This window comes from Rhizobium sp. BK196 (assembly GCF_014193255.1).
Lineage (GTDB): Bacteria > Pseudomonadota > Alphaproteobacteria > Rhizobiales > Rhizobiaceae > Rhizobium.
Genome location: NZ_JACHZB010000003.1, coordinates 255,598 through 270,687 on the forward strand (window position 1 = coordinate 255,598; position 15,090 = coordinate 270,687).

14 protein-coding genes are annotated in these 15,090 nt (G+C 58.3%); 6 read left to right on the forward strand and 8 right to left on the reverse strand.

Annotated elements, in window-relative coordinates; translation table 11 throughout:
- Positions 1-62: 62 nt before the first annotated feature.
- Positions 63-1,340 carry an ATP-dependent Clp protease ATP-binding subunit ClpX gene (gene clpX, locus FHT78_RS12405; RefSeq protein WP_183743905.1) on the reverse strand — a complete coding sequence of 426 codons (1,278 nt, stop codon included), beginning with the start codon at positions 1,338-1,340 and terminating at the stop codon, positions 63-65.
- A gap of 304 nt (positions 1,341-1,644) precedes the next feature.
- Positions 1,645-2,274: an ATP-dependent Clp endopeptidase proteolytic subunit ClpP gene (gene clpP, locus FHT78_RS12410; protein ID WP_183743907.1), complete on the reverse strand. Its 630-nt coding sequence runs from the start codon at positions 2,272-2,274 to the stop codon at positions 1,645-1,647.
- Positions 2,275-2,654: 380 nt separating this feature from the next.
- On the opposite strand from clpP, the gene FHT78_RS12415 reads away from it, so the two are divergent.
- Both FHT78_RS12415 and FHT78_RS12420 read left to right on the forward strand, forming a co-directional pair.
- Positions 2,655-3,908 carry a GGDEF domain-containing protein gene (locus FHT78_RS12415; RefSeq protein WP_183743909.1) on the forward strand — a complete coding sequence of 418 codons (1,254 nt, stop codon included), beginning with the start codon at positions 2,655-2,657 and terminating at the stop codon, positions 3,906-3,908.
- A 45-nt stretch (positions 3,909-3,953) separates the two neighbouring features.
- The gene (locus FHT78_RS12420) at positions 3,954-5,198 is read left to right on the forward strand and encodes a cytochrome P450 (protein WP_183743911.1); all 1,245 of its coding nucleotides are present in this window, start codon (positions 3,954-3,956) and stop codon (positions 5,196-5,198) included.
- 63 nt (positions 5,199-5,261) lie between these two features.
- On the opposite strand, the gene FHT78_RS12425 is transcribed toward FHT78_RS12420, so the two are convergent.
- The 4 genes from FHT78_RS12425 to FHT78_RS12440 all read right to left on the reverse strand — a co-directional run bounded on the left by FHT78_RS12425 (position 5,262) and on the right by FHT78_RS12440 (position 10,743).
- On the reverse strand, positions 5,262-7,388 hold the full coding sequence (locus FHT78_RS12425; protein WP_183743913.1) for a bifunctional diguanylate cyclase/phosphodiesterase: 2,127 nt from the start codon (positions 7,386-7,388) through the stop codon (positions 5,262-5,264).
- A gap of 149 nt (positions 7,389-7,537) precedes the next feature.
- Positions 7,538-7,882 carry a cupin domain-containing protein gene (locus tag FHT78_RS12430; RefSeq protein WP_183743915.1) on the reverse strand — a complete coding sequence of 115 codons (345 nt, stop codon included), beginning with the start codon at positions 7,880-7,882 and terminating at the stop codon, positions 7,538-7,540.
- Positions 7,883-8,913: 1,031 nt separating this feature from the next.
- The gene (locus FHT78_RS12435) at positions 8,914-10,197 is read right to left on the reverse strand and encodes an O-acetylhomoserine aminocarboxypropyltransferase (RefSeq protein ID WP_183743917.1); all 1,284 of its coding nucleotides are present in this window, start codon (positions 10,195-10,197) and stop codon (positions 8,914-8,916) included.
- Positions 10,198-10,314: 117 nt separating this feature from the next.
- Entirely contained in the window at positions 10,315-10,743 is a 429-nt protein-coding gene (locus tag FHT78_RS12440) for a CoA-binding protein (RefSeq protein WP_183743919.1), read from the reverse strand.
- Between the two features lie 119 nt (positions 10,744-10,862).
- Here FHT78_RS12440 and FHT78_RS12445 point away from each other — a divergent pair, with 119 nt between their 5' ends.
- Positions 10,863-11,186: a hypothetical protein gene (locus FHT78_RS12445; RefSeq protein ID WP_183743921.1), complete on the forward strand. Its 324-nt coding sequence runs from the start codon at positions 10,863-10,865 to the stop codon at positions 11,184-11,186.
- Positions 11,187-11,666: 480 nt separating this feature from the next.
- Entirely contained in the window at positions 11,667-12,503 is an 837-nt protein-coding gene (locus tag FHT78_RS12450) for an EamA family transporter (protein ID WP_183743923.1), read from the forward strand.
- Here the strand turns inward: FHT78_RS12450 and FHT78_RS12455 are convergent, their stop codons facing one another.
- The gene (locus tag FHT78_RS12455; protein WP_183743925.1) at positions 12,504-13,337 is read right to left on the reverse strand and encodes an enoyl-CoA hydratase; all 834 of its coding nucleotides are present in this window, start codon (positions 13,335-13,337) and stop codon (positions 12,504-12,506) included.
- A 345-nt stretch (positions 13,338-13,682) separates the two neighbouring features.
- Between FHT78_RS12455 and rplM the strand changes: the two genes are divergently transcribed.
- Together rplM and rpsI are read left to right on the forward strand one after the other, a co-directional pair.
- A complete protein-coding gene (gene rplM / locus FHT78_RS12460; protein WP_113427559.1) occupies positions 13,683-14,147 on the forward strand; it encodes a 50S ribosomal protein L13 in 465 nt (154 codons plus the stop codon).
- Positions 14,148-14,150: 3 nt separating this feature from the next.
- Positions 14,151-14,624, forward strand: a complete 474-nt coding sequence (gene rpsI / locus FHT78_RS12465; RefSeq protein WP_007819867.1) for a 30S ribosomal protein S9 — start codon at positions 14,151-14,153, stop codon at positions 14,622-14,624.
- A gap of 53 nt (positions 14,625-14,677) precedes the next feature.
- Here the strand turns inward: rpsI and FHT78_RS12470 are convergent, their stop codons facing one another.
- A complete protein-coding gene (locus FHT78_RS12470) occupies positions 14,678-15,055 on the reverse strand; it encodes a VOC family protein (RefSeq protein ID WP_183743927.1) in 378 nt (125 codons plus the stop codon).
- Between the last annotated feature and the right edge of the window lie 35 nt (positions 15,056-15,090).

Here is a 15,090-nt window from a genome sequence, read left to right on the forward strand (position 1 = left end):
TTTTCAAATAGAAAGGGGCCCGCACAAGGCAAGCCCCTTGAAATAACGGTTCCCAACGCAAGTCAGGCCGAGACGTTTGCCTTCTCGTCCTGGCGGTCCGCATAGATATACAGCGGACGGGCCGAGCCCCGTGCGACCTCTTCCGAGATGACGACTTCGCGCACGCCTTCCAGCGCCGGCAGTTCGAACATCGTGTCGAGCAGGATCTTTTCCATGATCGAGCGGAGGCCTCGGGCGCCGGTCTTGCGGATGATCGCCTTGCGGGCGATTTCGCGCAGCGCGTCCTCGTGGAAGCTCAATTCCACGTCTTCCATCTCGAACAGGCGCTGGTACTGCTTGATCAGCGCGTTCTTCGGCTCGGACAGGATCTGGATCAGTGCGTCCTCATCAAGGTCCTCAAGCGTCGCCAGAACCGGCAGACGGCCGATAAATTCTGGGATGAGGCCGAACTTGACCAGATCTTCGGGCTCAAGTTCGCGCAGCACTTCGCCGACGCGGCGGTCGTCCGGCGCCTTGACGGTCGCGCCAAAGCCGATCGAGGTCTTTTCGCCGCGAGCGGAGATGATCTTGTCGAGGCCTGCAAAGGCGCCACCGCAGATGAACAGGATATTCGTCGTGTCGACCTGCAGGAATTCCTGCTGCGGGTGCTTGCGGCCGCCTTGCGGTGGAACCGAGGCAACCGTGCCTTCCATGATCTTCAGAAGCGCCTGCTGCACGCCCTCGCCCGATACGTCGCGAGTGATGGACGGGTTGTCGGACTTGCGGGAAATCTTGTCGACTTCGTCGATGTAGACGATGCCGCGCTGGGCGCGCTCGACATTGTAGTCCGCAGCCTGCAGAAGCTTCAGGATGATGTTTTCGACGTCTTCACCGACATAGCCGGCTTCCGTCAGCGTGGTCGCGTCGGCCATCGTGAAGGGAACGTCAATGATGCGGGCCAGCGTCTGGGCAAGATAGGTCTTGCCGCAACCGGTCGGGCCGACCAGCATGATGTTCGACTTCGCCAGTTCCACATCGCCGTTCTTGGAGGCGTGCGCGAGGCGCTTGTAGTGGTTGTGAACGGCAACCGACAGGATCTTCTTCGCCTGACGCTGGCCGATGACATATTCGTCGAGAACCTTGATGATGTCCTGGGGCGTGGGAACGCCGTCACGGGACTTGACCATCGAGGACTTGTTCTCCTCGCGGATGATGTCCATGCACAATTCGACGCATTCATCGCAGATGAACACGGTCGGTCCGGCAATAAGCTTCCGGACTTCATGCTGGCTCTTTCCGCAGAAAGAACAATAGAGGGTGTTCTTGCTGTCGCCGCCGTTGCTGCCGCTGACCTTGCTCATATCACTTTCCTTCCAGCACGCCGCATTTCCAACACGAAATCGCGGTCCACTCAATCAGCTCCCTGACGGCGCCCCTACCCGGAGCTTCTGCCGACAAAGGCTTCAGGGGGTACGAACCGGGCCGAATCAATCATGTCCGGGTGCCGGCGGCAACGAATTCCCCTTCGAATGCCGAATGCTATGTCATAAAAATTCAACATAGCATTAATAGCTACTATTAGCGTCTCCGCCGCCAGTTGAAACCCCTTGTTCAATCACAAATGGGATAGAACTGTGGCAGCGAAAACACCATCCCTATTAATTACTAGGCCTGATCGCCTTCGATTTCCACGCGCGATGTCAGAACCTTGTCGATGACGCCCCAGGTCTGGGCCTCGTCCGCATCCATGAAATGGTCGCGATCGAGGGTCTTTTCGACTTCCTCATAGGTACGGCCCGTGTGCTTCACGTAGACTTCGTTGAGGCGACGCTTCATCTTCAAGATGTCACGGGCGTGACGCTCGATGTCCGATGCCTGGCCCTGGAAACCGCCCGAGGGCTGATGGACCATGATGCGGGAGTTCGGCGTGGCGAAACGCATGTCCTTATGACCAGCAGCCAGAAGGAGCGACCCCATGGAAGCAGCCTGACCGATGCATAGCGTCGAGACGGCCGGCTTGATGAACTGCATGGTATCATAAATCGCCATACCGGCAGTGACGACGCCACCCGGCGAATTGATATAGAGCGCGATTTCCTTCTTGGGGTTTTCGGCCTCGAGGAAGAGAAGCTGGGCGCAGACGAGTGTCGCCATATGGTCCTCGACAGGACCCGTCAGGAAGATGATGCGTTCCTTGAGCAGGCGAGAATAGATGTCGTAGGAGCGTTCACCGCGGTTGGTCTGTTCCACAACCATCGGCACGAGGGCCATAGCGGTATCGACTGGGTTTCTCATGTGCGTCCTTTTAACGTCTTTCCGGCGAATGCCGGGAATCAAAGAAAAATGCCTTGTTCCTACATAGAGTGTCCCCGCCCCCCTCTTCAAGACACGCATAAGGATAACGTTAAGAAGCAGGCGCGGCATATGGCTTTGGCATTTCCCTATCCCGTCTGTTCCAAACGCCTGTTAACGGCGAGGCCAGACCTTTCCGTCCCACAGCTTTTGTCGGTGACAGGATGAAGAAAGGCTTACCACATTCGACAGATCTTACGAACATTTACCGGGCGGAAAGCTTACCGGCAGATAACGCCGAAATCTCGGCCCGAGGTTCGCGCCATTAATCAAACAGCGAGCTTCTTCGGCCAGAATGCGCCAACACTCAAGGGGTTGCTGCCGTGTTCAATGTCGCTACAGGTCTGTCCATCTGGTGCTCTGAGGCCCTTACGCTGGCGCTGGTTTTGTTCGTGGCCTGGCGCCACAACCAGAAAAGCGCCGCCTACCTTTTTTGGGGACTAGGCTTCCTGTTCAGCGGCATCGGCTTTGCACTGGTCGCCGCCCGCGGCGAAATTCCCAACCTGCTTTCCATCGAAATCGGCAATGCCATCGCCTTGCTCGGACAGAGCGCCTGGGTTGCCGGCTTCCTTGCCCTCGACCGCAAGAAAATGGAATGGTGGGCGCTGCTGCCGCCGGTAATCTGGCTCGCGGGCGTCTTCCTGCCTTGGATCAACGAAGATTATTCCAACCGGGTCATTCTTTACAATCTCGCTTCGGCGACCGGCGCCACTGCGCTCGGCATGGCGGTTGCCGCGGGCGATATCCGCCGTGAACGCACGCGCGTCTTCCTGATGGTCGTCTTCGTGCTGCAGGCCTTCCTCTGCTTCGGCGTGGCCATCACAATGGCGCTGATCCTGCCTTCGGATGCTCAGGCAACGAATTTCAGCGGCGCGGCCGCCATGGCGAGCGCCTTCCTGCTCACCATCGCCTTCGCGCTTACCTGCCGCCTCATCATGGAACGGTCGGAACGCCATCTGCGCGTGCTGACACTGACAGATGCGCTGACCGGCGTGCTGAACCGCCGCGGCCTGCTCGGCTATTTCGATAAAATCCAGGAAAAGGCACATAACGAGCAGCATCAGGTCGCTGTCATCCTTTTCGACCTCGATCATTTCAAGCGCGTCAACGACCGCTTCGGCCATCAATCCGGCGATGCCGTCCTGACCGCCTTTGCCCGCCTTGCCCGTCAGTATATCCCCAACAACATTTTCGGCCGCATGGGCGGCGAGGAATTCGCAGCCTTCGTGACCGTCCGCGACCAAACGGAAGCGGAAGCACTGGCGGAATCGATCCGCGCCGAATTCTGCCGCCTGCCAGTCAGCACGGGCGAGGCACTGATCCCCGCCACCGTCAGCGTTGGCATCGCGCTTTCCTCGGCGATCGACGCTAATATCGACCGGCTGGTCTCGGCTGCCGACCGGGCGCTCTATTCGGCCAAAGCTGCCGGCCGCAACTGCACGGTCGTCTTTGGCGAGGAAGAAGCAGCGGCACCCGCGCCCACCGAGCCCAGCTCCAATGCCGGCGAGCTCGTGGCGACCGTCGACGATCAGGTGGAAGCATTGCGCCGCATGGGCGAGCTCTCCCGCGCAAGTTAAGCGTCCGTCTTTTCGAGGCGTGGCAAATCCGCTAAGCCTCTGGCCATGATGATACCGCCCTTCCTCAAGATCGATCCAGCCACCCGCCATGTGTCGCTCGATGGCAACGACCCTGCCTTCTACGGCAATCCAAACGCAGTCTATGCCGCGCTCCATGCCCATTGCCCCACCTTCTATTGGGAGGAGCAGAAGCAGTGGTTCGTGACCAACTACGATCATGTGAACGGGCTGCTGCGTGACCGCCGCTTCGGCCGGCAGATCCTGCATATTGCCAGCCGCGAGGAGCTCGGCCTCCCCGAGCCGGAGCCGCACATCGCCGCCTTCGATCTCGCCGAGCGCTATTCGCTGCTGGAGCTCGAGCCGCCAGAACACACGCGACTGCGCACGCTCGTCAACCGCGCCTTCGTCTCGCGCCATGTCGAGAGGATGAAGCCGGAAATCGAAGAGCTCGCCCACAGACTGATCGACGGCTTCGCCGACAGAGGCGAGGTCGAGCTGCTCTCGGCCTTTGCCGATGTCATCCCCGTGACAATGATCGCCCGCATGATCGGCATCCCCGAAGAAATGGGGCCGCAGCTCCTCAAGTGGTCGCATGCCTATGTGCGCATGTATATGTTCGGGCGCACCCGCGCGGACGAAGATGCTGCGGAACAGGCGGCACGAGAATTTTCCGACTATGTGAAGACAGTCATTGCCGAGCGCCGGGTCGAGCCGCGTGACGACCTGCTGACGCATATGATCCATACCGAGCACAAGGGCCAGTACCTAACGGAAGACGAGCTCGTTTCGACGACCATCGTGCTGCTCAATGCTGGCCACGAAGCGACGGTCCACCAGATCGGCAATTCGGTGCGCATCATCCTGGACAGCGGCTACGACCCGGCAGAGCTTTTCCGCGACGAGGCCGCCACCGAACGCACCGTCGAGGAGTCGCTGCGCATCTGCGCGCCCGTCCATATCTTCCAGCGCTGGGCGCTCGAACACGCAGAGATCGATGGGGTGGAGTTCAAGCGTGGCGACAAGGTGAGCATGATCCTGGCCGCCGCCAATCTCGATCCGGCCAAGTTCCGCGATCCCCTTACCTTCAAGCCCGACCGCAACGAGGCGCCCAACCTCTCTTTCGGCGCCGGCATCCACTTTTGCATCGGCGCGCCGCTGGCGCGGCTGGAGCTCAACGTCGTGCTGCCGATACTGTTCGAGCGGCTGCCGGGGCTCAAGCTTATGAGGACACCCGTCGTCAAGGATGTCTATCATTTCCACGGCCTCGATCGCCTGGATCTCGTCTGGTAGGCCACCACACTGCTCAAAGACAGGACGACCGCCACAGAGCGTGCAGTCGCAATCCGTGCGGCATCACGCGGCTTGCTCTTGAAGCTTGCTGGATATGTCGACTGCCGACATTGGTTTTCCGATGAGATAACCTTGCAGCTGATCGCAGCCGGCCTCTCGCAGGATCGCCGCCTGGCGCGTATTCTCAATGCCTTCAGCGGTAACGGGAATTTGCAGAGCGGTCGCCAGAGAGATGGTTGCTCTGAGGACATCGGCACCATTCGAGGCTTGATCGAGAGCAGACACGAGCGAGCGGTCTATCTTCATTCGATCGAACCCGAACTGCCGCAATGCACCAATGCTCGCATAGCCGCAGCCAAAGTCATCGAGGGCGAATTTTATACCCACCTGTTTGAGATGATCTATCGAGCGGCGGGCCTGTTCCGGATTTGTCATGAGAACGCCTTCGGTGATCTCCAGTGTCAGGCGCTTCGGATCGAAATCGAGTTCCTGCAGTAGCGAAATCACTACGGCGGCGAATTCCGGATTGCAGAGTTGGACCGGCGAAACATTCACCGACAATGCCAGACCGGGCCAGTTCCTGGCATGCTCGATCGATGTTTTCAGCATATGAACGCCGAGCGCATCAATGAGGCCGCACCTTTCGGCAAGCGGGATGAAAATCTCCGGGCTGATGTTTCCTGTTGGAGCTCGCCAACGTGCAAGTGCTTCAAGACCAGTGACAGCACCTGTCGTGGCAGAGACAAGAGGCTGGAAAAAGGCTTCGATCGCACCATTGCTGATGGCGCTCTTCAACAGAGCTTCCATTTCGGCGACTCTCAGGCGTTCCCGATCCAGCTCCGGATCGTATTCGACCGCTCGGCCTCTGCCGTTGGCCTTGGCGCGGTAGAGTGCCATGTCTGCCCTGCGGAGAAGCTCCAAAGACGGTATGTCTCCCTCACGTCCCGCCGCCCCAATGCTTGCCCCGACTTCGATCGTCCGACCATCGATCTTGAAGGGTTCGGCAAACAGCGCCAGAATAGTGTCTTGTATTTCCGCACGCGTGGCGGTTCCAATCTGCACCAGCGCGAACTCGTCGCCTCCCAGCCGGGCCGCCGCAACGACTTCCGGGTGGCAGGCGGTCAGGGCGTTCGATACGATCCGGATCAGATCATCCCCTACGGCGTGCCCCCAGGCGTCGTTGACGGCCTTGAACCCATCGAGATCGACCAGATAGAGCCGGGGCGACGAAAAATCGGCGCCGTCCAACTCTTCCAGCAGTGCGAGAAGCCCATGCCTGTTCAACAGGCCACTCAGGCTATCGTGGTTTGCTTCGAAAATCGCTGCCTGCGCCAGCTGACGCAGGCGCCGGGCCTCGAATGCGCCCACCAGCAAAACGCCCCCAAGGAACATCACAAGGATGATGACGGCAGCAGCAACGTAAGGATAGACCTGGTCAAACACGGCTTTTCCGGGCGCTTTGCTGGGCCAGACAAGATGGCCGATGATGCCCCCTTTGATGTCCGTGATCGGGGTGCTCAGCAGGCCCGGCTCGGGCGCGGCCGCAAGGCGCAACCCTTCGAGTTCGTGCTCGTTCGAAAGAGTATTGAGAACTTCCGACGTGAGCTCCTTGTAGAGGCTCAGCACATTCAGCTTCGGAAGCTCGCCTTCGGCGGTGAAAGGCTGGATTGCCTGCGACACGATCAGCGCGATGCCTTTTTCCGTCTTTATGAAATTGACGACCGGCGCCTGTCCGGAGTCGGCAGCTTTGTCGATTTGCCGGTAAAAGGCGGCGCCGAAAAAAACACCTGGTTGGAAGGGTTTGCCTTTGGCATATGCGGAGACGATCGACGAGCGGTCGGGGGCGATCACGACCGCTCCGTCATAGAGGGGATAATCCGCGCTGGTTTTACCCCAATTCTCGTAGGCCCAATCCGCGGCATCAGCGGATGACATCGCTTTATAGGCATCGTCCCAAACGGCATTGTCCGTGGTTGTCGCGCTTAAGCGGCCGACAAAGGCTGCAATTGCCGCACGGGCGGCGCGCGTGGCTCTGGCATCATCGATCTCGTTTGCAGATCGGGTCATCTTGACCACGACATGAGCCATGAGGCCTGTCAGCACGAGAGCGACGACAAGGAAGCAAACGGTTGTCGCAATGATGGAAGATGTTTGGGTGCGAACGTGTCTACCCGCAAGGTTCGACGACATGCCAATCCCGAAAAGATGAATTGCAAGGCCATGTCTATGGTGACGGCAGAAGACATCATGTCCGCAATGCGCTGCAGATAAGGGTCTATCATTTGATGATGTAGGCATCCTTAATTAGGATAATCAAAAACACCCTATCCGGCCGATATTCAAATTTTGATCACGTAATCCTTGCGAGTCGTTTCAACGACTTCCCAGGTTCCCCTGAAGCCTGGTCTGAGGATCATCCGGTCGCCTGCCCTTAGATGCACCGGCTCACCGCCATCCTCGGTCACGATCGAATGGCCGGAAAGCAGGCTGAAATATTCCCATTCCTCGTAGACGATGCGCCACTTGCCAGGCGTCGCCTCCCAGATGCCGGCATAGAGGCCGCCCTCGGCCTCCTCCAGATTCCAGGTGCGGAATTGCGGATTGCCGGAAATGATGCGCTCGGCGTCGGGAGCACCGACTTCCGGTTCGACGTCGTCAATATCGAAGGGGATCGCGTTTGCCATGGTCACCCTTTTCCTCAGTATCCTTCGCGGCAAAGATTAAGCACAAAAAGAGCGACATCGGCAGATGTCAAAAACTAGCCGACCATCGTGACAATCAAAAATTCCTAAACAGGCGTGTGCCCGGCGGGTCGGCTTCGTACCTTCGTCGCAGCGAAGACAGAGACAGCCATTTCAACGTTGCGATGCAGGCTAGATGCGTATTAGCACAAATTGATATATGTCCGAGAGCGTTGCCCTATGTGAAAATGCCTCCCTTCACACTACAAGGGAGGCATCCATGAAGCCTTTTTGTGCCGCATTGACGATTTGCCTTGTGTTCGGCATGTCGGCAAGTCGCTACATCTCCCTTCCAGGTTATGCGTTCAGGACAGACCCGACTTGCCACCGCACCGTCTCTAAACTCCAGTTCGACAGGAAATGCGATTGGCCAAGGGTCGGGATAAAGGACTTTTCGCCGCCGAACCAGTTTGGCCTCAGGCTCTAAATGGCCCAGTCAAGCAAAGTCTATCGCCGTCTTGCGATAGTTCTGGTCCACCTGCAGCGACGATCAGAGCCAGGTTCGGATTGAGGCGGTCGAATTCAATTATCAAATAGCGGAAAAACTGTTCAATGGGTCACCCAGGAAGCTTTCATGCTAGATTGGCGTTCCAGAAATCCACCATCTCGAGCGAAACAGCCATGGCAGCAGGAAACAAATCGTCCGAGGCGAGAGCCTCACAGAAACGTCGTCATAAATTCAATCCCAAGCGGGACCCGAAGCCACAGGTCCTCGCCCAGGCTAATCGCACGGTCTTACGGATTGCTTCCGCGGTGATAGTTGCTTTTCTCGTCGTCGTCGCCATTCAGGCACTGTGGTAGCCGCCTGTTGTGAAAAAAAGCCCACAGGGCCGGCAATCTCGAGTTTTTCTTGTCCACTATTTTCGTCGATCGCATGAAAGCTGCGCCCGAGTCTAATCCACTCGGACGCTGATCCCATGGGCCTATCCCGACAAACCAGCCTGCGAAAATACAAGCGATGCTGCGAGGGACGCTTAGATCTTCGATAGCGACTGCTCGAGATCGGCAATGATGTCTTTCACATCCTCGATGCCGACAGAAAGGCGCACCACGTCCGGCCCGGCGCCTGCGGAGATCTTCTGCTCATCCGTCAACTGTCGGTGCGTGGTGGAGGCCGGATGGATCACCAGGGAGCGCGTATCGCCGATATTGGCGAGATGTGAGAAGAGTTCCAGGCCCTCGACCAGCGCCTTGCCGGCCTCATAGCCGCCCTTGACACCGAAGGTGAAGACCGAGCCTGCACCCTTCGGTGAGTAGCGCTGCTGCAGGGCGTGGTTCGGGTCGTCTTCCAAGCCGGCATAATTCACCCAGGCGATCTTGGAATGGGCCTTCAGCCATTTGGCGACATCAATCGCATTGTCGCTGTGGCGCTGCATGCGCAGCGGCAGCGTCTCGATGCCGGTCAGGATCAGGAAGGAATTGAAGGGCGAGATCGCGGGGCCGAGGTCACGCAGGCCGAGCACACGGCAAGCGATCGCGAAGGCGAAATTGCCGAAGGTCTGGTGCAGGACGATGCCGTTATATTCCGGCCGCGGGCTGGAAAGCATCGGATAGTTACCGGTCTTCGACCAGTCGAAGGTGCCGCCATCGACGATGATGCCGCCCATGGAATTGCCGTGGCCGCCTAGGAACTTGGTCAGCGAATGCACGACAATATCCGCACCGTGCTCGATTGGCCGGATGAGATACGGCGTCGCCATGGTGTTGTCGACGACCAGCGGCAGGTCGTGACGATGGGCGATTTCGGCGATCGCGGCGATATCGACGAATGTGCCGCCTGGATTGGCAAGGCTCTCAATGAAGATCGCCCGGGTCTTGTCGTCGATCCTGCTCTCGAAATCACCGGGATTATCAGGGTCAGCCCAGCGCACCTGCCAGCCGAAATTCTCGAAGGCGTGGCCGAACTGGTTGATCGAGCCACCATAGAGACGGCGAGCGGCGACGAAATTCTCGCCCGGGCGCATCAGCGTATGGAAGACGATCATCTGCGCCGCATGGCCGGAGGCGACCGCGAGCGCTGCCGTGCCGCCTTCAAGGGCTGCGACGCGCTCTTCCAGAACCGCCTGCGTCGGGTTCATGATACGGGTGTAGATATTGCCGAATTGCTGCAGGCCGAAGAGGGCTGCGGCATGGTCGGAATCGTTAAAGACGAAGGCCGTTGTCTGGTAGATCGGTGTTATCCGCGCGCCGGTCGCCGGATCGGGCTGCGCACCCGCATGGATCGCCAGCGTATTGAATCCCGGATCGTTTTTGGCCATTTCGTCCTCCCGTGCAATTGTTGACGGGCGCGATCATAGCCACTCGACTGCGAAAGTTAACCGCGATCTTTTTCAACCGCAGCACGTTCCGAAGAAAATCCGTCCTACCTGATGGCGTCAGCCGAAAAGGCGCGGATATTCGATTGCCGGACAGCGGTTCATGACGACCTTGATACCGCCGGCTTCGGCCTTGGCGGCGGCCGCACCATCGCTCACGCCAAGCTGGGCCCACACGACCTGCGGGCGGGGATCGAGTGCGAGTGCTTCGTCCACCACACCATCAAGGTATTCGGATGCGCGGAAGACATCGACCATGTCGACGGGTTCGGGAATGTCGGCAAGACGAGCATAAACGGTCTGCCCGTGGATCTGCTTGCCCGCCTGCCCCGGATTGACGGGAATGACCTTGTAGCCGCGCGACAGGAGATAACCCATGACACCATTGCTCGGCCGGGCCGGATTGGGCGAAGCCCCCGTTAGCGCGATGGTTTTCACGAATTTCAAAATGCCGGAGAGATAGTCGTCAGAGTAGACATAATGGTTCATGTCAGGGGTCTCCAGTCTGGTGTCACCTGGGGCGGATTTCAGAGTCGGGGTTCATTGAAACCGTTGGTCTGTTTGAGCGTATATATAGGTGCCGGAAAATATCAGGGAGAAATCGTGCCATGAAAAAAATCGCCCTTGCTCTTGCGCTCGTGCTGACCGCCTCGCCGGCGCTTGCGATCTCGCGCTACAATCCGCTTGCCATGAGCTGCCAGAGCGTGCGGGCGGCGATCCACAATGAAGGCGCTGTCATCTTTCGCTACACCTCACCGCGCGGCCTTCCTCTCTACGACCGCTATGTCCGCAACAGCAACTATTGCGACGCGACCGATTATGCGGAATGGACGAGTATTCCCTCCAAGGACAATCCCAGGTGCCGGGTGCTGAACTGCCAGAATATAGACAACCTGGACGGGATGCTACTCATTCCACACTATAGTCTCTAAGTCGGCATTCATTGGGAACTATGAATATTATCGGTTCTTTCGCACCTGCGAGAGGACCTGGGCGTCAATCTGAGGCTACAAATTGTAGTCACAACATCCTTTGGTTGCTAGTTTATAATCGTTTCAAAGTTATAGAATAATGTCTATATTTCAGCATCATAGGATCGTTGACACCCTCCTTCAAAGAAGAATTTCACCTTTCATACATAATTTGATCACGAGATGTTCACGTGTCCATTAGAGGCATCTCATAGTTGAGTCGGATGAAGGTAATTGAACGCATTTCGAGCGCACGTAAAAATTGCTTCAGTGCTGGGCAATTGTTCATCTGAACAATCCATGCTATTGAAAACTGGACCGCGCGGAATACACCCTTCAACTTAAATCACGCAAATACAGGTTGTTATTTCAGGGCGGGTCCAAGCGGGAAAGCTGTGGTGTTTCCCTGTATTTTGTTGCACTGCGTCCGGACCGTCCACCTTGCCCCTCGACGTTATTCTTTTCGTCCTTTTCGGTGCTCTTCTGCACGCGACATGGAATGCCATCGTCAAAGCCGGCAAGGACAAGTCGCTCGATGCGGCACTGATCTCTGCAGGCGGCGCGGTCGCCTCGCTGCCTTTCCTACCTTTGCTTCCACTGCCGCAGCCGCAGGCCTGGCCCTTCATTGGCGCTTCCGCAATCCTGCAATTTGCCTATTTCCAGCTGGTTGCCGCCGCCTATAGAGCCGGCGATATCGGCTTGGTCTATCCGCTGATGCGCGGCGGCGCACCCCTGCTCATCGTCGCCACCAGCGGCTTCATCCTGGGAGAGCAACTGACGGGTGGAGCGCTTGCCGGAACCTTGACCATCTGCATCGGCATCTTCACGCTCGCCTTCGAAGCGCGCCACGGCAGCCGCCATGCGATCATGCTGGCGCTCATCAACGCCTGCGTCATCGCGACCTACACCTATGTTGACGGCATCGGCGCCCGGCTTTCCGGCAACGCTGTCTCCTATACGTTGTGGATGTCGCTTCTGCCGCCGGTCCTGCTCTTTACCTGGGCGCTGTCGCAGCGCGGTCTGATGACTGTCGCCACTCACATCAGGCGCAACTGGTGGCGCGGATTGATTGGTGGCGCGGGCTCGATCGCTTCTTACGGGCTGGCGCTCTGGGCCATGACAAAGGCGCCGGTCGCGACGGTGGCGGCGCTGCGGGAAACCGCCATCCTGTTTGCACTCGTCATCTCGGTCACGGTCCTGAAGGAAAAGGCCAGCGTCTGGCGTTACCTCGCCGGCATCGTTATCGCGCTTGGCGGGCTGATCCTGAAGCTTGCCTGATCACTCGCCCTTCCATTCGGGCGTGCGCTTTGCGAGAAAGGCGCCGATGCCCTCTTGCGCATCGCCGGTCAGCATGCTGTCGACCATTACGCTTGCGGCATAGCCATAGGCCTCAGCTATGGGCATTTCGAGCTGCGTATAAAAGGATTCCTTGCCGATCCTCAGGGCCTCCGGCGATTTTGAGGCAATGACGGAAGCGTATTTGCTGACCACCTGGGTCAGGTACTGCCTCGGCACGATACGGTTGACCAGACCGAAATCCTTTGCTGTTGAGGCATCGATCGTCTCGCCTGTCAGCAACATCTCCATCGCCTGCTTACGGTGGGCGGCGCGCGAAACGGCGACAGCCGGCGTCGAGCAGAAAAGCCCGATATTGACGCCTGGCGTGCAGAAGGTGGACGTATCTGTACAGATCGCGAGATCGCAGCTTGCTACAAGTTGGCAGCCCGCTGCGGTCGCGAGCCCGTCGACCTCGGCGATGACCGGCTTCGGCAAACGACTGATCTCGAGCATCAGATCCGCGGCCAGCGCAAAGGTTTCTTCGAAGAAGGCGACGCCGTCGTCCTCGTCGGCGCGGTGCGCAGTCAATTCCTTCAGGTCATGACCGGCGGAAAAGACATTGCCGGTCGAGGCGATGACGACGATGCGTACGTCCTGGTCATCTGCAGCACCCTGCAACTCGCCCATCAACGTTTCCATGACTGATATAGAGAGAGCATTGGCCGGTGGATTGTTGAGCGTCAGGCGCAATATGCCGCCGGAAAGCTGGCGAAGCACGAGGGCGCCCTCGCCCGAATTGTTGTTGTCCTTGCGGAAGGATACGATCTCGGCCATGGCATGTTCCTGTGCTGTCTGTATCCGCCTTGTGCCACAAGGGTGGGGCGATTTCGAGCCGAATACGACAATACATGGCTTCTCGGATGCGAAACTTCCTGTTTCTGGGCGCAATAAGGTGAGGTATCACTATACCTCACATTTAACATATTGTTTTTTCTAAGCTATTTTTCCGGAAGCCAGAATGGCTTGTATTGACCAACTAATCGATTGCCGCTATAAGCCGCGCCGGAAATGCAGCCTCTCGGGGCTGTTTTCTTTTTGGGCGTCTTTACAGTCATCCAACCAAGCAACAAGAAACGCCCCTCGCCCTCGGGCATGGGGATCCAAAAGAGAGTAACTACTATGGCAACCTTCTCCCAGAAGCCTGCAGAGGTGGAGAAGAAGTGGGTCGTCATCGACGCCGAAGGGCTCGTCGTTGGCCGTCTCGCTTCCGTTATCGCTATGCGTCTGCGTGGCAAGCACAAGGCAACTTTCACGCCTCACGTTGACGACGGCGACAATGTTATCGTCATCAACGCTGAAAAGGTCGTTTTCACCGGCAAGAAGTATTCCGACAAGGTTTACTACTGGCATACCGGTTATGCCGGCGGCATCAAGGAGCGTACCGCTCGCCAGATCATCGAAGGCCGCTTCCCGGAGCGCGTTCTCGAGAAGGCTGTTGAGCGCATGGTTCCGCGCGGCCCGCTCGGTCGTCGCCAGATGAAGAACCTGCGCGTTTACGCCGGCCCGAACCATCCCCACGAAGCACAGCAGCCGACCGTCCTCGACGTCGCAACGCTGAACAAGAAGAACGTAAGGAGCGCCTGATAAATGGCTGACCTCTCCTCCCTGAAGGATCTCGGCACGTCGTCTGAAGTAGCAGCTGCTGCTCCGGCTCACGTCCGCAAGGTCGACTCGCTTGGCCGCTCCTACGCAACCGGCAAGCGCAAGAACGCCGTTGCCCGCGTCTGGGTCAAGCCGGGCTCCGGCAAGATCATCGTCAACGGCAAGGAATTCGCGGAATATTTCGCTCGTCCGGTTCTGCAGATGATCCTGCGCCAGCCGATCGTAGCTGCTGCCCGTGACGGCCAGTTCGACATCGTCGCAACCGTTGCCGGCGGCGGCCTCTCCGGCCAGGCCGGTGCCGTTCGCCACGGTCTGTCCAAGGCCCTCACCTACTTCGAACCGGGCCTGCGCTCGGTCCTGAAGAAGGGTGGCTTCCTGACCCGCGACAGCCGCGTCGTCGAACGTAAGAAGTACGGTAAGGCCAAGGCCCGCCGTTCGTTCCAGTTCTCGAAGCGCTAATTGCTTTCTGGATATGCTTTCATGGAAAGGCCGGGTTTTCGCCCGGCCTTTTTTTATTCCGGCTTGTTGTAGAAGGCTTCCAGCCGATATCCATCGGGATCGATGATGAAGGCGGCGTAATAGAACTGGCTGTAATCCGGGCGGATGCCCGGAGGGCCGTTATCCTCGCCGCCACTGGCCAATGCGGCCGCATAGAAGGCGTTGACGGCTTCCTCGCTCGTCGCGACGAAGCAGAAATGCAGCCCCGAGCCGCGATCGGCCGGCACCGGACGCTCCACTTCACTCACCCAGAAGGCAGGCCTATCGGCGCCGTACCCCATCGTTCCCTCGAAATTCGACAGCCGCTCATAGCCGAGCGGCGCCAGTGCCGCATCGTAGAACTGGCGCGATCTATCGAGGCTTTTTACCCCGATTGAAATGTGGTCGAACATTGCCCGTGGCTCCTTCTGGTTTAGTCGGCGCAGCT